Source organism: Pyxidicoccus fallax (genome assembly GCF_012933655.1).
Classification (GTDB): Bacteria; Myxococcota; Myxococcia; order Myxococcales; family Myxococcaceae; genus Myxococcus; species Myxococcus fallax.
In genome coordinates this window covers 1-17,736 of the sequence record NZ_JABBJJ010000101.1, presented here as the reverse complement: position 1 = coordinate 17,736, position 17,736 = coordinate 1, and the positions used below count along the sequence as shown (strand labels likewise).

Annotated in this window: 14 protein-coding genes; 5 read left to right on the top strand and 9 right to left on the bottom strand. The window is 70.2% G+C overall.

Annotated elements, in window-relative coordinates; genetic code table 11:
- Window positions 1-17: 17 nt before the first annotated feature.
- The 7 genes from HG543_RS22025 to HG543_RS21995 all read right to left on the bottom strand — a co-directional run bounded on the left by HG543_RS22025 (window position 18) and on the right by HG543_RS21995 (window position 7,264).
- Window positions 18-800 carry an Imm49 family immunity protein gene (locus HG543_RS22025; RefSeq protein ID WP_169346800.1) on the bottom strand — a complete coding sequence of 261 codons (783 nt, stop codon included), beginning with the start codon at window positions 798-800 and terminating at the stop codon, window positions 18-20.
- Between the two features lie 18 nt (window positions 801-818).
- Entirely contained in the window at window positions 819-1,418 is a 600-nt protein-coding gene (locus HG543_RS22020) for an imm11 family protein (protein WP_169346799.1), read from the bottom strand.
- A 30-nt stretch (window positions 1,419-1,448) separates the two neighbouring features.
- The gene (locus tag HG543_RS22015; RefSeq protein WP_169346798.1) at window positions 1,449-2,318 is read right to left on the bottom strand and encodes an AHH domain-containing protein; all 870 of its coding nucleotides are present in this window, start codon (window positions 2,316-2,318) and stop codon (window positions 1,449-1,451) included.
- 20 nt (window positions 2,319-2,338) lie between these two features.
- Window positions 2,339-3,421: a hypothetical protein gene (locus tag HG543_RS22010; protein ID WP_169346797.1), complete on the bottom strand. Its 1,083-nt coding sequence runs from the start codon at window positions 3,419-3,421 to the stop codon at window positions 2,339-2,341.
- Window positions 3,422-3,440: 19 nt separating this feature from the next.
- Window positions 3,441-4,769, bottom strand: a complete 1,329-nt coding sequence (locus HG543_RS22005) for a TIGR02270 family protein (protein ID WP_169346796.1) — start codon at window positions 4,767-4,769, stop codon at window positions 3,441-3,443.
- Window positions 4,770-4,850: 81 nt separating this feature from the next.
- A complete protein-coding gene (locus HG543_RS22000; RefSeq protein ID WP_169346795.1) occupies window positions 4,851-6,221 on the bottom strand; it encodes an NADase-type glycan-binding domain-containing protein in 1,371 nt (456 codons plus the stop codon).
- Window positions 6,222-6,229: 8 nt separating this feature from the next.
- On the bottom strand, window positions 6,230-7,264 hold the full coding sequence (locus tag HG543_RS21995; protein WP_169346794.1) for a hypothetical protein: 1,035 nt from the start codon (window positions 7,262-7,264) through the stop codon (window positions 6,230-6,232).
- A 195-nt stretch (window positions 7,265-7,459) separates the two neighbouring features.
- On the opposite strand from HG543_RS21995, the gene HG543_RS21990 reads away from it, so the two are divergent.
- Window positions 7,460-8,470 carry a hypothetical protein gene (locus HG543_RS21990; RefSeq protein WP_169346793.1) on the top strand — a complete coding sequence of 337 codons (1,011 nt, stop codon included), beginning with the start codon at window positions 7,460-7,462 and terminating at the stop codon, window positions 8,468-8,470.
- Between the two features lie 7 nt (window positions 8,471-8,477).
- Here the strand turns inward: HG543_RS21990 and HG543_RS21985 are convergent, their stop codons facing one another.
- Window positions 8,478-10,220 carry an N-acyl-D-amino-acid deacylase family protein gene (locus HG543_RS21985; protein ID WP_169346792.1) on the bottom strand — a complete coding sequence of 581 codons (1,743 nt, stop codon included), beginning with the start codon at window positions 10,218-10,220 and terminating at the stop codon, window positions 8,478-8,480.
- A gap of 256 nt (window positions 10,221-10,476) precedes the next feature.
- Between HG543_RS21985 and HG543_RS21980 the strand changes: the two genes are divergently transcribed.
- From HG543_RS21980 to HG543_RS21970, 3 genes are all read left to right on the top strand, one after another.
- Window positions 10,477-12,762 (top strand): PQQ-dependent sugar dehydrogenase, encoded by a 2,286-nt coding sequence (locus tag HG543_RS21980; protein WP_169346791.1) that lies wholly within the window; start codon window positions 10,477-10,479, stop codon window positions 12,760-12,762.
- A gap of 75 nt (window positions 12,763-12,837) precedes the next feature.
- Complete coding sequence (locus tag HG543_RS21975) at window positions 12,838-13,203, top strand: hypothetical protein (protein WP_211194081.1); 366 nt, start codon at window positions 12,838-12,840, stop codon at window positions 13,201-13,203.
- Window positions 13,204-13,320: 117 nt separating this feature from the next.
- Entirely contained in the window at window positions 13,321-14,061 is a 741-nt protein-coding gene (locus HG543_RS21970) for a peptidoglycan-binding domain-containing protein (protein ID WP_169346790.1), read from the top strand.
- A 45-nt stretch (window positions 14,062-14,106) separates the two neighbouring features.
- On the opposite strand, the gene HG543_RS21965 is transcribed toward HG543_RS21970, so the two are convergent.
- Complete coding sequence (locus HG543_RS21965) at window positions 14,107-15,387, bottom strand: endonuclease/exonuclease/phosphatase family protein (RefSeq protein ID WP_169346789.1); 1,281 nt, start codon at window positions 15,385-15,387, stop codon at window positions 14,107-14,109.
- Window positions 15,388-15,793: 406 nt separating this feature from the next.
- Between HG543_RS21965 and HG543_RS21960 the strand changes: the two genes are divergently transcribed.
- Window positions 15,794-17,736 (top strand): CBM96 family carbohydrate-binding protein (locus HG543_RS21960; RefSeq protein WP_246357213.1); only part of this gene is annotated, 1,943 nt, incomplete at its 3' end.

The following is a 17,736-nucleotide window of genomic DNA, read 5'->3' as shown; positions in this document are numbered from 1 at the left end:
TCTCCACGGAGGGCAGATTATCTTACGGAATCCTGGGGACTCGAGGCCTCGAGCCGAGCCAGGCCTGGAAGGAAGGGGTATTCCTCCTCCACGGGCAGGTCCCGCAGCTCCGCGAGCCGTACCAGGGCGAGCCCCTCGATGAAGACGAATCGGTCCGTCTCGAAGCGGGAGTCTTCGGGCGCCAGTCCACCCAGTCGCGCCCGGAACCACGCGGCACGCTCGTCGATGAGCTGGCGAAGGCTCTCGTCGAAGGACTTCGCGTCCAGGGCGAGGAGCGCCTGACATACCTTCAGACGCGGTGGCTCGTCCTCCCCCGAGCTGCGGGCAAGCTCGGACAGGCGCTCCCTCACGTCTGCGGCCCCTTCATTTCCTGTCAGGAGCGCCTGGAGGACACGACCGTAGTGGAAGTCGTCCTCGAACTCCGCTCCTTCCAGCCAGGTGTCGGCGGAGAGCGCGGTGAGCTCGCGGGCTGTCGTATCCGCACCCGAGGCAATCGCATCGCACAGGGGCGCCACCTCTCCCGTGCAGGTGAACTGGGAGACGGGGCGCTCCTCCTGCTTCCTCTCCCGAAGAGCCTGCAGCCGCCACGAGGCGGAGCGGCGCAGCCACTGGTTGAAACCGCTCGTGTCCGCGCGCACCAGGAGCCCGGCGATGGCGGCAATCCTCGCGTTACGCGAGAGGTGGAAGAGGATGCGCTCCCGGTCCGCCGCGGAGCGTTTGCCGCGCTCCAGGTCGGCGGTCAGGATGGCCATTCTTCCCAGCGCCAGTTCCTCGTGCTCTCGCAGTGACATGCGTCCCATCGCCTCGCTCCTTCCTCCCTAGCGTGCTCCCCACTCCTTGCCGAACTCATCCATCTCCACGAAGAGCACTCCCTCGATGTCCGCCTGGAGGATTTCCTTGCCCAGGTCTTCCCGGACGATGAGCTGGCTGGGATTGTCCTTGAGCCGGAAGATCTTCGCGTCTGGGGGAATTCGCTTCTCGTCCAGCACGAGCTGGTAGAAGCGGAAGATGCGGTCCGGACTCATCTCCAGGCGCCTGAACCGGGAGCGCTGAAGGTCCACGCAATCGACCGTGCCCAGCACGTTCATCGCGTAGTAGGGCTTGCGCACTGGCTGCTGCTTCTGGTCCTTCAGCCGCACTGGCAGGAATTCGAGTGCCGCGCCCGAGCGCGCTTCCATCAGCGCCTTGAACTTCTCCGAGACGATGCACATGTGCAGCACGTTGGGGACGGAGTCCGTCAGCTTGATGCCGCGCTCGTCGGACAGCTCCAGCTCGACGCCTTCCGGGAACCAGTCCTTTACAGATACTCCCTCCGAGAGCTGGTACTCCTTGGGGTGCTCCCGCAGCGCATCGGGGGCGTCCATGACCCAGGCGAGCGCCCGGTCCTCGTCGTCATTCATCCAGGGGTAGTAATTCATCGGCTTGCTATTGGGGGGCGAGGGGCCTGGTCACTTCGACAGCTTCTTCTTGCCGGGGGCCTTGCCCATGGCGGCGTCGGCCAGCTTCTCCATGGCATTGATGTTCCCGAGGGGATTCTTCTCACCCCAATTGACGATGTACTTCCAGTACTCGTCCTGGGTGCCAATGAGGGTCGGGGGAATGTTCTCGGGAGGCTTCCAATCCTCGCACAAGGACTCGGCCTGCCGCTTGAGCTCCTTGGAGATCGCGTCCATGTCGCCACGCACCTGGAGGATGTAGTCCTCGTGGAAGTCGATGTGACACGGGAGCTGGTGGACCGCCCCGTACCTCTCGAGCTTCTTGCGCGCGTTCTCGGACCACTTCTCCACCCAGCCAGCCCGGGCATCGGTTTCCTTCACCGCATCCCAGTTGAATCCGGGGTCCTTCTCCTTCTGCGCCTTCACGCCCCACTGGACGATGAGCCCCACCGAGAACCCGGGAAGGAAGATGATGTTCTTGCCGTTGTTCACGTCGTACGTGGTTCGCTTGAGGATCTCCAACTGCTCGTCCGTGAAGGCGCCCCGCGATTTCTTTCCTGGCTCCCGTGCCTTGAACACCTCGCACGGAAGGATGTGGTGCGCCACGTTGTAGTAGGGCTTGAGGGCGTTCACGAACTTGTCGAAGTGGTAGGCGGCACAGTGCTGGGTGCTGCCCTGTGTATAGCCCGCTCCGTGCTGGGGCCTGATGCCGAGCGCGTTCAAGCTCTTCGCGATCTTCGCGTCGTTGTCGTACACCTGTGAGCGCTTGCCGCCATTGCCGGAGATCTCGCTCCTGCCGTTGTCGGCGTACTTGCTGTTCCGCTCGAGGATCGCCTTGATGGGGTGCGTCTTCAGCAGATGGGCATTCACGTCGGTCGCCATGGCGTTCTCCTACGGGAATCTCAGTGTCCTTCCAGGACGATGGCCGCCGGATGTCCCAGGTCCGGCAGGGAGCAGAGGAGGGCCTGTTCCGTGGTTCCTCGCAAGCGGCTCACGGCGACGCCCAGGGCCAGCGGCCCGCTCGCGGCTCCGGTCTCTCCGAGGGATTCACAGGGGATGCAGGCCCAGCAACGCTCGAGGTCGATGCGCGAGCGCAGGCGGAGCTGAGCGAAGCCCCACGCCCGGGCCTTCCAGTCCTCTCCGTTCAAGTCGAGCAGGAGCCCTCCTCGGAAGGGCTCCCCGGCCCCCGCGTGGGTGAGGGCCTCCTGGATGACGGACTCCAGGTGCCCTCCCAGGTCCTGGAGGGGTGGGCGGTGGGTCGGCGCACTGGCGGCGCCCGCGACGGCCCGTACCCAGCCTCCCAGGAGCGCGGAGCGGGCCTTGGCGGCTGCCTCGGACTCCACCAGGACACAGGCTCCGGCCTGCCCTGGCATCAGGCCCGTGGGCCTGCCGGGGACCTTGAGACGGTTGTTCCGGTAGAGCCACTCGAGGCTCCCGGCGTCGAGGTAGGAATCGGCTCCGGTGATGATGACCCGCTCCAGGGCGTGGTTGGACAGCAGCTTCCATGCCTCGCGGAGCGCGGCCGCCAGCCCACCGTGCCCCAGTGCCAGCGCCTGGACGTGGTCCGGACGGATGGGGCGGCGCATGAGGCGGACGAGCGGGAGGGCATAGTCTTCTCGCAGGGAGGCGGACAGCCCCTCGAGGTCCGCGGGGAAGCGGGTCGCATCCAGGATGGGGGCCAGGGCGATGAGCCCCGTTGCATCCCAGAACCGGCGCTCGGCGGAGGGTGGAAGCGCGGTGGCGTGGAGCAGGTCCGACAGGCTGCCCTCGGCCAGTCGGATCCACGCCCCCACATCGGTGAAGCCCTCCGCGAACCCTGACACCGGGTGGCTTACGACGGGGTACGCGCCGCCCTCACCATCGGCGACGGTGAAGTCCTCCATTTCCCGAGGGCGGGCGAGGCCCGCCTCGATGGCGGCACAGCTTCCCACGGCTCCGTAGCCCAGGGACGTCACCATTCCCACTCCGGTGATGGCCAGCCTCATGCGTCCCTCCTCGCCGCGCTCACGTGGTCATCCTCTGGTCGAATAGGGCGGTGAACAGGGCGCTGGCGGGGAGCGTGCGGCCTCGGCGGAGCCGCTGGCGCTGCACGTCCGAGAAGGCCCGGGGCTCCACCTCGCACTCGCCCCGACTGCGGATGGCCAGCTCCAACGCCAGCACGGGGCGGCGCCTCATGGGCTGCAGCTCGAGCGAATCCAGGAGCAAGGACATCGAAAAGGGCTTGCCGGCGAGATGGCGCGCGCTTCGGTCGAATCTTTCCCGGGAGTTCGCCCACCAGTCCTCCAGGGCCTGGGCATTGGGAAGAACGAGTCCGGCGTCGGGGTCTTCCTCCAGGGGACCCGCGCGCTCCTCCTCCATGGAGGACTCTGGCGCGGGGGGTTGGCGAAAGGCGCCCTCCAGGACGAGGCCGGTGATGGCGCAGAAGGCCTCGGCGGCAACCGCGGCCAGCCCGGGCTCGCGCATGTGAGCAAGACAGGCATCCGCCGCCGCCACCCGGCCGCTGAAGCCAAGGGCCCAGAGCACGGACCGACGCAATGGCGCCATCTCCAACAGGCGGATCAGCCGCTCCACGTCTCTCGCATCTCCCCCCAGGGCCAGCGCGAGCCGGGAAATCTCTCCCGCTGTGTCCGCCTGTGCAGCCAGCGCCGGACAGGCGAGCCATGCGGTCCGGCTTCCCCTCCGTAGCCCCAGTGCCAGCGCGGCCTCGCGCTCCTCGGGCACGGAAGAATCCAACGCCCCGCGGAGGGCCCGGGCCTCCTCGTCCGAGGGGGGCTGGTGACGCCCGGCCCGAAGGGCGGCGATTCGCACCGCGGCGTCCGATGAGCCCAGGAAGACGCCGAGTCGCGGGCCCAGGGGCACCTGTCGGAAGGCGAGCACCTCCAGGAGCGTGGCCGTATCGTGGCCGTCGCCTTCGAGCAGTGAGCGCAGGAGCCCTGCCGAGAGGTCCATGGCTTCACTGACTTCCAGCGCCCGCTGGAAGGCAGCGCGTTGCGCCTCATCTGCCTGGCTCAGGCCCCGCAGGACGGAGGAGAGATCCTGGCCTTCGCCCTTCGCGAGGAGCACGAAGGCCGCCACCCGGAGTCGCTCCGTGTCGTCCCCCTCGATACACGGCAACAGCAACCGCTCGCAGACGCGCCGTCCACCCGCAACCAGTGCCTTGAGGTGGGCGCGCAGCCGCTGCTCATCGCCTTGGGCCACCTCATCCAGCGTGAAGAGCGCCGAGGACAGCGTCTGCTCCCATTGGGTCCACAGGAAGCAGGCCTCCTCGAGGTGCGTCTCCAGGACATCCCAGCGAAGGTAGCGATCGGGGCGTGACAGGAGTGGGTTCTCCATTGTGTCCCTTCCGCAGTCCGCCAAGACTTGGATGTAGGTGCATTCTGGTGTGTTCGTCTGGAGTTTCTGTCCAGCTCCCGCTCAGGAGCGCTCCAGGGCCTGGAACTTCGTCTGGCTCACGGAGAGGCCCACGTCTTCCCCCGCGAAATCCTCGGGGGCTTCCCAGTCCCAGAGCGTGGTGACGTCCAGGCCGGACACCTTGTCCCCGCTGTACGTGGGGGCCATCACCTTCACCGAGGTGACCGTGCCTTCCATCGCGTCCTCGCCGCGCTGATACGTCACGATGCGCGAGACCTTCCCGCCTTCGAGGAGCGCGAGCACGTGGGTGTTCTCCGTGTACGTCCCCCGCTCGACGACGAGCCGGGTATTCGTGAAGTAGACCTTCCTCACGTCCGAGGTCGTGCCCTCGAGCAGCAGCAGGTTGGAGCGGGTCTCCACCTCGCCGAACAGCTCGGCCTTGGCCAGTGACGGCTGCTTCGCGCCCAGGCCCTTGGCCTCGAAGAGCGACGACTCCCGCAGCTGGAACAGGCCATGGACGTAGGAAGGGACGGAGAAGTTCTCGGGAGGGACGGTGCGCCCCTTCTGGGCGAGCGAGTACCAGCGTCCGTCCTGGGACGGCTTCGACGTGGAGAGCTTCTCCAATTCCTGGAGCAGCGCCCGGTCCTGCTCGGAGACGTGCTTGGAGACCAGCGCGTCTGCCTGGCGGAGCCGCTCCAGGAGGGAGGGGAACCCCTTGACCGGGACGAGCTTGGGCGTGAAGCGGGCGGCGAGCAGCTGGCGGTCGTCGTCCTCCCTGTCGAAGTGCGTCGAGCTGTACGGGTAGGTCGCGGGCAGGGACGCGTAGTACTTCGCCGCGGACAGCCGCTCCTTCTTCCAGCGCAGCAGGGCCTCGCGCTTGGCCTTCTCGGCGGCGGCGTTGTAGGGCACGTCGCTGTCCACGAACACCTGCACGTCCGACACGCACGTGTCGCGGTACTTCGAGCCCGCGTGGACGCTGTCCACGGTGAGCACCACGTCCGCCACCGGGCCGGAGACCGGGATGTCGAAGGACTGGGGGCCCATCTTCCGCTCGAGCGTGAGCTGCTGGCGCCCGGACTCCTTGCCGCCCGGGCCCCTCACCGTGACGGTGAGCTGCTTGGGCGCGCCGTTGGCCGCGAGCAGGGCCGGGGACTTCTGGTAGCCATTGAAGAGGACGACGCGCACGGCGCGCGCGGACGCGAGGTTGGACACGGGAACCGTCAGGGACTCGCCGACGCCGTCACCCTCGGCGCCCTCGACCCAGGCCGTCTTGGGGTCGTCATCCAGCGCGTAGCTCGGGTGGTAGTTCTCCTGGTACTTGTTCCAGTTGTTCTGCAGGAAGCTCGTGGCCGAGGCCTCCTCGGCGTGCAGGCGCTGGAAGCCGCCGGCGGTCGCGAGGCACGGGACGAAGAGGGTCAGCAGGGCAAGACGCATATCGGTCTCTAGCGGGTGCGGCGAGGAGCGGGTGGGGTGGAAGGGGGAATGTCCAGGGCGGCCAGCTCGACGATGTGCCCCGGTGCCTCGGGGCCGGACTCCGGGACTTCGCCGTCGCGGGCGTAGTGGTAGGTGACGCGCACGCGCCGGGTGCCGGCGGGCAGCTCCACGCGGGCGGGTTCGAAGGGCTTCAGGGACGTGTCCGCGCTGCGGCGCAGCCGGGCCTGTCCCTCCTCCGAGAACGAGAGCGAGAAGGTCTGCCCGAAGCGCGCCACGGGCCGGTCATCCGCCCACAGCCACAGGTGGCGGAACACGTCTCCCGTCGGGAAGGAGTGGCCCACGCCCCGGGACTCGACGACGGCGACGAGCCGGCCGCGCGCCGGCTCCACGCGCAGGGACAGCGCGCCGCGCAGGTAGTCCAAGTCATACGCCCCACGGAAGGTGTGGGCCTTGCCGGGCATGTGGCAGCCCTGGCACGTGCCCTCGCCGCCGCGGGCGCGCCAGGCGGTCCACTCGCTCCAGGTCGTCTGGAGGCGCTCCTCGTTGAGGACCGTCCTGCCGTCCACCACGTCATGGCCGAGGAACTCGTGGCAGCTGGCGCAGAACGAGGACTCGGCCATGGCCGGCGCGTGCCGCAGCGGGTGGGCGTCGGAGGTGGTGCCCGCGTTGGGGGTCAGCACTTCTTCGCCGCGCAGGTGGCACGTCACGCAGCTGATGCCCTCGTGGGCGAGTGACGTCTTCGGCACCGACGCCAGGCTCCGCTCGCGCACCAGCGTGGCGCGCTGTCGCAGCAGGGCCTTGGACTGCTCGGGGCCGGGGGCATGGCAGTACATGCAGCGCGCATGGGGCTCCGCCGCGAAGCCCGCGAGATAGACGGGGTTGTCGACGCTGCCCCGGTGGCGGGACTGGCTCCACGCCTCGTGCTGCTCCGTGTGACAGGCCTCGCACGTCTCGGCCGAGACGTGGGGCACGGGCGCCGGCCCCAGGAAGTCGCCGAAGCCCCAGAGCGGGTCTGCACCCGCCGCCGGGGTGGACAGGAGCACGGCGAGCGCCGCGACCCCCAGGCGTGCGGCGCGGACCGGCTCGGCCGCTGATGACAGGCGCGGTGGCATTCCGGGGCCGAGTATGGCGCAACACTTCTTCAGATGGGCATGGGGCGCCACCCACCCGGCCGGCAGCACGGGGCGGCATGTCAGGCCCGGTCCTCCGGGACGTCAGGCCGGGAAGGAGAGATGGTCATGAAGGTCCCCCAGGAAGTGCGCATCCCTGTCCCCTCGGAAGTCCGCTCGCTGTGCTGGGAGGGAGACGCTCTCGTGGACTGGCTCTCGGGAGGAGGTCGCCTGACGCTGGATGGCACCTTCACCCACAGCTACCGCGACTGGTGCTACGACCGGTTCGACGCGGCGGTGGCCACCCCGGACGGACGCTGTGCCGTCGTCTACGAGCGTCGTGGCACCAAGGGGTTGTTGATTCACGCGCAGCGCCCCTTGCGGGAAATCAATCGCAGCTACTGCCACGCGGACCAGTTCGACTACCCGGTGGCACTGGCACGGCGGCCCGGCGGGAGGGTGCTCCTGGTGCACTGCCCGCAGGACTACAACCGGCTGGAAATCGAGGACTTCTTCACCGGGGAGCGGTTGTCGGACCGGCCCGGCCCCTCGCCCGACATCTTCCACTCCCGGCTGATGCCGGCCCCGGATGGGCGCTCGCTGCTCGCCGAGAGCTGGGCCTGGCACCCCATGGACACGGCGTACCGCATCGACCTGGACGCCGCGCTCGCGGACCCCTCGCTGCTCGATGCCACCGAAGGCCGGGAGCTGGGGCAGCCGCGCTTCACCGACGCGAAGAACGTGGCCTTCGGCGCGGACGGCGAAATCCTCCTCAACACCGCCGCCAGCCGCTCGGAGCAGGAGGGCAGTGGCTACCGCTGGTGGATGGAGCCCGAGTCGCTGGCCCGTCTGAGTGCGACCACCGGCGAGGTGCTCCACCAGGTCCGGCCGGCGGTGGCGCTCGGCCGGATGATGCCGGTGGGGCACACGCACGTGCTGGGCTTCTACCAGCACCCCACGCTGGTGGAGCTCTCCACCGGCCGCGTGGTGCACCGGTGGACGGACCTGGACACCGGACCGCGGCTGGGCTGCCTGAGCCAGTTCAAGAGCCTGCCGCCGCTGGCCCTGGACCCGAAGCACCGCCGCTTCGCGGTGGGCACCGGCCGGGAAATCGTGGTGGTGACGCTCGGCGACGTGTGACGCCGCCTCACGCCCGGGCCCGGAGCACCTTCCCGAAACCTCGCTCCTGTCCCAAGGCAGGGGACACGGTGCCCCCGCTCACCGCCTCGCGGCCGGAGATGAGCACCGCCTTCACCGCGGCGTCGTTGCGGCGCACCAGCCGGACGAAGCCCCCGAAGTTCTCCATGGGCGCCTCGGCGATTTCATCCACCTTCGCGTCCAGCCCCTCCGGGTTGATGACCGTCAGGTCCGCGCGGCGGCCCTCGGCGAGCACCCCGGCGTCCAGCCCGAACCACTCGCCAATCTCACCGGTGAGCCGGTGCACGGCGCGCTCCACGGACATGAAGGGCTCGCCGCGCTTCTGGGCCTCGCGCACCAGCCGCAGCATCCGCAGCGGGAAGTTGTAGTGCGCCATGTTGCGCAGGTGCGCGCCCGCGTCCGAGAAGCCCACGAGGATGTCCGGGTGCCGGCAGATGCGCTCCAGCTCCTCGCGCCGGTCATTGGCCATCACCGTGTACCAGCGCAGCGCGTCCCCATGCGTGGCGGCGAGGTCCAGGAAGACGTCCACCGCGTGCCGGCCCTGCTCGCGCGCCACCTGCGCGAAGGACTTGCCCACCACGCTCGCGTCCGGGCACTGGAGGATGAGCGACTCGTTGAAGTCGCGGTGGAAGGCGCGCGGCAGGAAGCGGTTGGTCCACTGGCTCCGGAAGCGGGCGCGGTACGCCGGGTCCTTCAGCAGCTCCGCGCGTGACACCGCGTCCTGCAGGTGCAGCGCCGCCGCGCCCGCGCCGAACTCCTCGAAGACGACGAGGTCGATGCCTTCCGCCCACAGGTCGAAGACCTCGGGCAGGGCCTGCCACTTGAAGTCCGCGCCCAGCAGCCCGTTGGCGAAGCGCGAGAGGAAGCCGACGAGCCGGTGGATGCCGCGGCTGGCGCGCGCGTCCATCATCGAGATGACCGACGTCTTCAGCGCCCGGCGTCCCAGGCCCGCGCTCTCCAGGAGGAAGAGCAGCACATTGACCTTGGTGCTGACGTTGGGCACGCCCTGGAAGACGCGGCCCCGCTCGCGCAACAGCCGGGTGAGGCGGCGGTACTCGCTCCAGCGGGCGTACGTGGAGGGCAGGGGACGGCTGCGGATGTCACGCGAGCCGCCCATCTTGTCCCACTTGAGCGTCATCACCGACAGGCCCAGGTAGCCCAGGTCCAGTCCCTCGCGGACCAGTCCCTCCATGCGGCGCAGCTCGTCCTCGCCGGGCTTGACCTTGCTCTCCAGGCTGCGCTCCAGCCCCATGACGTGCGCGCGCAGCGCGGAGTGCCCGAGGAACGACGCGACATGAGGACCGAGCGGCAGGCCCTCCAGGTGCTCCAGGTAGCCGCTCAGCGTGTTCCACTGCTTGCGCTCCTCCAGCAGCGAGCGGACGGTGGCGTAGGGAATGGCCTCCACGCGGCAGAACATGTCCGCCAGATCCTCGGGCGTGCCCACCGCGAGGCTCAGCGAGCAGCTCCCCATCACCACGGTGGTGACGCCGTGGCGGACGGACTCGGAGAGGGACGGGGCCAGCTCCACCTCCGCGTCGTAGTGCGTGTGGAGGTCGATGAAGCCGGGCGTCACCCAGTGGCCGGTGGCGTCGATGACGCGCGTGTGCGGCGCGCGGGGAATGGGCGCCTCGGACAGCGTGGCCACGGTGCCCTCGCGGATGCCCACGTGGCAGCGGCGCGGCGGAGCCCCCAGCCCATCGAACACCAATCCGTTCTCGACGATGAGGTCCATAGGACCGAAAGCCTATGTCCGGTGCCGTTCGCGCTTCCACCCGGGGGCCGGCGCGCGCGCGTCGCATTCATGGATTGAGGCGTCTGGTTGGAACTCTACCCTGGGAGTGCAACGCCTCGACTGTGTCCACCGGCTTACGCCGCAACGGCTCCCGAGCCGTCCCGTGTGCGGAGGGCGACGCGGGCACGTCCACCAGCGGGCAGACTGTCTCCCAGGCTCACTCCCGAAGTTCCGGTTCGATGGCAGATGGGGGCCCATGCTCCGACGACCACCGGTGCTCGCGCTGCTCGGCCTCACGCTCTTCGCGACGGGATTGCTCCTGTCACCCGCGGCCTGTCCGGGCTCGCCCGATGGCGATGTGGCGCCCGCCGACGACGCGCCGCGTCCCAGTCCGAACGACGCGGGAGCGCCCGGAGCGGATGGGGGCCCGGATGGGGTGCCCGACGCCGGCCCGGTGGACGAGGTTCCCCCCTACGGCCTGGACTCGCGGCCGGCGAATCCCACCTGCGTGGCGCCCGAGCGTCCCGTGGAGGCCACAGGCGTGGCCCTCCAGCGTGTCTTCCCGAGGCTGAGCTTCCGCCAGCCGCTGTTCGCGCTCCAGGCCCCGGGCGACAGCCGCCGCGTCTACGTGGTGGAGAAGGAGGGACGCATCCGCGTCTTCTCCCACGAGGCGGACCCGGCGAGCAGCTCGCTGTTCATCGACCTCTCCAGCCGGGTGGACGCCACGCATGACGAGAGCGGGCTGCTCGGCATGGCCTTCCACCCGCGCTTCGCCACCAACGGCGAGGTGTTCCTCTCGTACATGGACGAGGACGGCAAGGGGAAGCTGTACTCGTACATCTCGCGTTTCCGCAGCCAGGACGGCGGCGCCACGCTGGACCCGGCGAGCGAGGAGCGCATCCTCGAACTCTACCAGCCGTACTCGTACCACAACGGAGGCCACCTCGCGTTCGGGCCGGATGGCTACCTGTACATCGGCTTCGGAGATGGCGGTGGCCGCGAGGACCCGAGCCGCACCGCGCAGGACCCGCGGCAGTTGTTCGGCAAGCTGCTGCGCATCGACGTGGACGGCGCGAAGCCGTACGCCACGCCTCCGGGCAACCCGTATGCGAATGGCGGCGGGCGCAAGGAAATCTACGCGCTCGGCTTTCGCAACCCGTGGCGCTGGAGCTTCGACCGGAAGACGGGCGCGCTGTGGCTGGGGGACGTGGGGGAGAAGCGCTACGAGGAGGTCAACCGCGTGGTGCTCGGGAGCAACCACGGCTGGAGCGTGCTGGAGGGCACCTCGTGCCTGCGCGGTAACACGTGTGACACGCGGGGGCTGACGCCTCCGGTGGTGACGTACGGGCGCGCCGAGGGCGTGTCGGTCACCGGCGGCTACGTGTACCGCGGCGGCGCGGTGCCGGCGCTCTCGGGCCTGTATGTGTATGGGGACTTCGGCACGGGCCGCATCTGGACGCTACCGGGGAACGCGACGCCCGGCGGAGGGGCGAAGCCGACGCGCATCCTCTCCACCTCGCTCAACATCTCCTCCTTCGCGGAGCTGAACGATGGCGAGCTGCTGGTGGTGGACTTCGCCGGTGGCGGGCTGCACCAGCTCGTCCCCGCGAAGCCCGCTCCTCAGGGCGCGTTCCCCCAGCGGTTGTCTCAGTCGGGGTGCGTGGACCCGGCGGACCCCACGCGGCCGGCGGGCGGGCTCATCCCCTACGGGGTGAATGCGCCGCTCTGGTCGGACGGCGCGAAGAAGGAGCGCTTCCTCGCGGTGCCGGACGGGAAGACGGTGGGGGTGGCCACGCAGGGGCCGCTGGATTTGCCCCCGGGCACGGTGACGGTGAAGAGCTTCTTCGTGAGTGGGCGCCCCGTGGAGACGCGCCTCTTCATGCGCCACCCGGACGGCGGCTGGGCCGGCTACACCTACGAGTGGAACGACGAGGGCACGGACGCGGTGCTGCTGGAGGCGGGCAAGGTGAAGGAGGTGGCCGGCCGGACGTGGACGTTCCCCAGCCGCGGCGAGTGCATGCAGTGCCACAACGCCGCCGCGGGCCACGTGCTGGGCCTGGAGACGGCGCAGCTCAACGGGGACTTCGTCTATCCCAGCGGCCGCCGCGCCAATCAGCTCCGGACGCTGGAGCACATCGGCCTGGTGACGCTGCCGTCGGAGCCCGCCCTCCTTCCCCGGCTGCCCGCGTATGACGGCCCGGAGCCCGTGGCGGAGCGGGCTCGCGCGTACCTGCATGCCAACTGCGCCGTGTGTCACCGGCCGGGAGGGCTCGGCCGCGGTGAGATGGACGTGCGCTTCACCACGCCGCTGGCCCAGGCCGGGGTGTGCGACGTGGCGCCCGGGTTCGGCGACCTGGGCGTGTCCGATGCGCGACTGGTGTCGCCGGGCCAGCCGAAGAAGTCGCTCGTGCCCCTGCGCATGCATTCCCTGGACGCCGCCGTGCGGATGCCGCCGCTCGCCTCGCACGTGGTGGACCCCGGGGGGACCGAGCTGGTGGATGCGTGGCTCTCCTCCTTGCCCCGCTGCCCGGAGGGCTCTTGAGCAAGAGCCTCCTGGCCGCCGAGTGCCTACCTTTGCGTCCGGACACGGACGCATCACGAACCCAGGAGGCACGCGATGGCTCGACAGGGATGGCAGTGGCTCACGGTGGCGGGCCTGTGTGGAGTGCTCGGCGTAGCGGCCGGCTGCACGGAGCGCCAGGAAGAGGCCGTGCGCCAGGATGCACGTCAGGTAGGCAAGGAGGTAGGCGAGGCGGCGAAGGACGTGGAGGCCGGCGCGCGCAAGGCGGCGGAGCAGACCCGTGACGCGGCCCGGGAGGCGTCGGACGGGTTCCGGGAAGGCACGGGCGGCTCCGGCAATGCGTCTCCCGGCACCAACCCCCGGGTCATCGAAGACGGCGACGGCACGCACGATGATGGCCGCGAAGCCATCGAGGAGAACGACCCCGAGACGCCCGACGCGCGGGAGCGCCCGGAACGCTGAGTCGTGACGGGTTCGTCATGTCCCCCACGCATCGTCCCGGACCCGGTTTGATGCCCGGTTCGGGCTGGTGCCAGGATGGTTCGTGGCCGGCTTCCCTGAAGCCGGGTGGGGGGTTGCATGAACGAGTTCGAGCTGGACAAGGTGTACCGTCGCGGTGAGCAGGGCCGCGGCGTGAAGCGCATCCAGGAATGGCTGACGCTCCAGGGCTTCGCGGTCGCCATCGACGGGGACTTCGGTGCCGCGACGGAGGCCGCGCTGAAGCGGTTCCAGGCGAAGGCGGGCCTGTCCGTCTCGGGCGTGGCCGACGCCGTCACCTTCGACCGGCTCATCGCGCCCATGAAGGCCGCCATCGCGCCCATTCCCGCGCAGGGCCGTTCGCTGGGCTCGCTGGTGGTGGCCCATGCCTCGCAACACCTGGCGCAGCGGCCGCGCGAAATCGGCGGTGAGAACCAGGGCCCGTGGGTGCGCCTCTACATGGACGGCAACGAGGGCCCGGCGTTCGCCTGGTGCGCGGGCTTCGTCACCTTCTGCCTCCAGCAGGCGGCGCGGTCGCTCGGCGTCCCCATGCCAGTGGAGCGCACCTTCTCCTGCGACCTGCTGGCCGCCTTCGGCCGCGAGAAGGGCCGCTTCCTGTCCGGCCCCACCGCGTCGCCGGACCGGACGCTCATCCGCCCCGGCAGCCTCTTCCTGCGCCGCCGCACGGCCAGCGACTGGGAGCACGCCGGCATCGTCACCGAGGTGGACGAGGAGACCTTCCAGACCATCGAGGGCAACACCAACGACCAGGGGGACCGCGAGGGCTACGAGGTCTGCGCGCGCACGCGCGGCTTCAAGAACATGGACTTCGTGCTCCTCTGAGCCGATGACGGCGCGCCGGCCGGTGTCGCCGGCGCGCCGGGGGCCTCACGCCGGCTTGCTGTTGCCGGAGGGCGGCTTGACTTCCCGGGTGCCGGGGCCACGCACCACGTAGTGCGCCAGCACGGGCTGGTGGTCCGAGGACTCGGTGGAGCGGTCCACCTCGAAGAGGACGGGCACGAGTCCCGGCGAGGCGTAGAGGTTGTCGAAGCGCTTGCCCGTGGCGGGCACCACGCCCTGGTCGTCCGGCAGCGACGTGAGGGTGGCGCTGTCCGCGACGTCCTGCAGCCGCAGCCACTGGGGGCTGCCCCGCGGCACCTTGCCCGAGCGCAGCTCGGTACACGCCTGCTTCGGCGTCATCATCGTGCCGTCCGCCATCCGCACCTGCGCCACGGTGGCGTGGGCGATGGTCTCCGGCAGGTCCAGCTCCAGCACGTGCAGCTCGTGCCGCAGGCGCGGGTCGGCGATGTTGCCCACGCCCCGGTCACCGACGCTGGCGTGCGCGTCGCCGTAGCGCAGCGTGTACTCCTCCACCGTGTCGGTGTCGTCGTACGTCTTGAGGTGCGCCATCAGCCACGAGCCGCCGCGCTTGATGGCGGTGTTCGCGTTGAAGTCGCCCAGCACCACCGCGTGTGCCACTTCGCGGTGGCGCAACAGCGCGTTGAGCTGGCGGAGGTTGCGCGCGTTGATGCCCGAGTCCCCCAGCGTGTGGTGCACGTTGTAGAGGACCACCGGGTGGCCCTCCACCTCCAGGCGGACGTAGAGCGCGCCGCGGTCCTCCGGAATCTCGCACGGGTCTCCGCCCCGGCGCGCGATGGCGGCCTCGCGCTCCGCGTCCGGGATGCAGTAGGTGAAGTGCGCCGCGTCCACCAGCGGGTGGCGGGAGAGGAACGCCTTGCCGTTGAGGAGCCGCCCGCCAGCGCCGCCGTCATGGCCCTGGTAGGTCATGTGGAAGCCGTACCGCTGCGCCAGCAGCACGGAGATGGGCACGTTGGCCTCCTGCAGGCCGATGACGTCCGGCATCCGGCCCTCGGCCTCCAGCTGGTCGAAGTACGCCAGCAGCGCCTCGCGGCGCTGGCCGCCGAGCAGGATGTTGTAGGACATCACCGTCAGCCCGGGCCCCGTCGGCGGACGGACCGACGGGTTGCGGACGACGTAGGTGCGACCGTCACCCAGCTCCCGCTCCGACCGGGGCATGGGCACGGCCTCGAAGTCGGGGAAGGTGACAGTGGGCTCGCGGCGAGCGGGGGGCTCCTCGTGCCCACCCGGCATGCGGGTGAGCAGGGGACCGACCCCTGGCAGATGCTCCAGCAGCTCGGGCACCTTCATACACGCTCCCCCTCCGGGAGCCGCGCGTGCGGGGCAGAGAGACGACAGTGCTGGATGGCGACGTGGGACACCGATCCTCCTATGTGGCCACAAGTTCTGCGTTGATCCGCTCGAAGGCCAGGGGGCATCCGGGCCTTTGAGGGCCGGCCGGTCCGCCTTGTCAGCACGAGCAGCAGCCGAGCAGCCGGACGCAAGGGACTGCGTGCTCCCTCCATGAGGCACCCCGGGGGCCCGCGGTGGGTACCGGGGTTCCCCCCGTGGGTATTCCTCTTCCCAACGTGGGGACGCGGCTTCCCTCGGACTCCCGTGCGCGACCCCGGAGTGTCCACCCGAGTGCACCCCTCCCTGGAGTCGGGCTTGCACTCCGGGTGGGGGCTGGGGCCGGCAGGGAGAAGACAACGTGAGAATGTGGAGTGGGAAGCGTGGGGTGCGCGCGGGCTGGAGTGCGTTCGCGGTGGTGGGGCTGCTCACCGGGTGTGGCGTCGAGAGCCCGGCCACGGACGCGGCGGAGGGGCCCGAGCAGCCCGCGCAAGCGCAGCGGCTGGAGGGCAGCACGTACACCATCAACGTGTACTCGGACGCCACCGTGGACGCGCAGTCGCCGGACCAGAACTTCGGCTCCACCACGCGGCTGACGGTGGACGGCGAGCCCGAGCGCCGCGCCTACCTGCGCTTCGCGGTGGGCACCTTCGAGGGCCGCATCAAGCGCGCCACGCTGCGGCTGTACGCCACGGACCCGAGCGTGGACGGGCCCGCCGTGCATGCCACGTCGAACAACTGGAACTTCTCCACGCTCACCTGGAACAACGCGCCGGCCGTGGGCGCGAAGGTCGCGGACGTGGGCGCGGTGGCGGATGACGCCTTCGTCGAATACGACGTGACGGCCCACGTGCGGGGCTCGGGCACGTTCAGCTTCGTCCTCGTCTCCAGCGTGGCCGACGGCGTGGTCTTCCTCTCCGACAACGGCGCCCCGGACGCGCAGGACCCGCAGCTCGTCATCGAGACGGAGCCCTGCCCGGCGCCCGACGTCTACCTGACGCCGCCTCGCTTCGACACGTACGTCTCCGAGGAGACGCCGGACCAGTCCTACGAGCACCCCACGAAGCTGGTGGTGGACGGCGCGCCGCGCCGCGAGGCCTTCCTCTCCTTCGACGTGCCCGACACCATCGCCATCCGGAGCGCGCGGCTGCGCCTGTTCGCGAAGGACGGCTCCACCGATGGGCCCATGCTCTACCGCACCACGCCGCTATGGGCCGGGGGGTACTTCAACTGGTACTCGCGGCCGTCGCCCGTGGGCACGCCGCTGGTGGACCTGGGCCACGTGCCCAACGGCACCTGGACGGAGCTGGACGTGAGCAGCGTGGTGACGGGCGCGGGCGAGCACGCGTTCGCGCTCCTCACCCATAGCGGCAACGGCGTGGACTTCGTCGGCTACGAGCCGGGCCAGAAGTACTTCCCGCGGCTCATCGTCGGCACGGGCCAGGCGGACACGTGCGCGTACTCGGGTGATGGCATCGGCGGCACCGCCGAGAGCGTGACGCACTTCGGAGGGCGGGGAGACGAGGAGCCCCGCGCCCTGGCCGCCGCGGGCAATGGTGAGTACGTCGTCGCCGGCCGCTTCTCCGCGGAGGGCTCCAGCAACCCGGCGGACTACGGCACGGGGCCGCTGCCGAACGGGCGCGGCATGGCGCTGGCGCGCTACCGCGATGACGGCACGGTGGCGTGGACGCGTGGCATCCTGACGGCGGAGCAGGCCGTCCCCGAGAGCGTGGCGGTGTCGCCGGACGGGGGCCTGCTCGTCGCGGGCACGTACATGGGCACGGTGGACTTCGGCACCGGCGCGCTGCCGGTGGCGGAGCTGGGGCAGAACATCTTCATCGCGAAGTTCAGCGCGGCGGGGCAGCCCGTGTGGAGCCGGGGCTTCGTCGTGAGCCAGGAGGGCGCGGCGGGCACCGTCTTCTCCGTCGAGCTGGCGGCGGATGCGCAGGGCGGGCTGGTGCTGACGGGCTCGTTCAACGGCGTGGTGAACTTCGGCGGTGGGACGCTCTCCTCGGGCTCGTACACGCCGCGTCCCGTGCCCCAGCAGATGGGCCTGTTCCTGGCCCGGTTCGCCAGTGACGGCGCGCACGCCTGGTCGAAGGCCATCGCGCACGGCGACTACGCCCCCACCGAGGGCACCGCCATCGCCCTGGCCGCGGATGGCAGCGTGCTCGTGGGAGGCCGGGTGGGTGAGGGCTCGGACCTCGGGGACGGCTGGATTGCGGAGGACGGCCTCTTCGTGGCGCGCTTCTCCGGGACGAATGGCGCGCTCCAGTGGAAGCGGATGCTGTCGGGCGCGCGGGGGACGCT

Coding starts and splice junctions, on each gene's coding strand:
- HG543_RS21975 (WP_211194081.1), top strand. CDS start 12,838: ATGGCTCGACAGGGATGGCAGTGGCTCACGGTGGCGGGCCTGTGTGGA.
- HG543_RS21990 (WP_169346793.1), top strand. CDS start 7,460: ATGAAGGTCCCCCAGGAAGTGCGCATCCCTGTCCCCTCGGAAGTCCGC.
- HG543_RS22025 (WP_169346800.1), bottom strand. CDS start 800: ATGGGACGCATGTCACTGCGAGAGCACGAGGAACTGGCGCTGGGAAGA.
- HG543_RS21980 (WP_169346791.1), top strand. CDS start 10,477: ATGCTCCGACGACCACCGGTGCTCGCGCTGCTCGGCCTCACGCTCTTC.
- HG543_RS22020 (WP_169346799.1), bottom strand. CDS start 1,418: ATGAATTACTACCCCTGGATGAATGACGACGAGGACCGGGCGCTCGCC.
- HG543_RS22000 (WP_169346795.1), bottom strand. CDS start 6,221: ATGCGTCTTGCCCTGCTGACCCTCTTCGTCCCGTGCCTCGCGACCGCC.
- HG543_RS21970 (WP_169346790.1), top strand. CDS start 13,321: ATGAACGAGTTCGAGCTGGACAAGGTGTACCGTCGCGGTGAGCAGGGC.
- HG543_RS21985 (WP_169346792.1), bottom strand. CDS start 10,220: ATGGACCTCATCGTCGAGAACGGATTGGTGTTCGATGGGCTGGGGGCT.
- HG543_RS22015 (WP_169346798.1), bottom strand. CDS start 2,318: ATGGCGACCGACGTGAATGCCCATCTGCTGAAGACGCACCCCATCAAG.
- HG543_RS21965 (WP_169346789.1), bottom strand. CDS start 15,387: ATGAAGGTGCCCGAGCTGCTGGAGCATCTGCCAGGGGTCGGTCCCCTG.
- HG543_RS22005 (WP_169346796.1), bottom strand. CDS start 4,769: ATGGAGAACCCACTCCTGTCACGCCCCGATCGCTACCTTCGCTGGGAT.
- HG543_RS22010 (WP_169346797.1), bottom strand. CDS start 3,421: ATGAGGCTGGCCATCACCGGAGTGGGAATGGTGACGTCCCTGGGCTAC.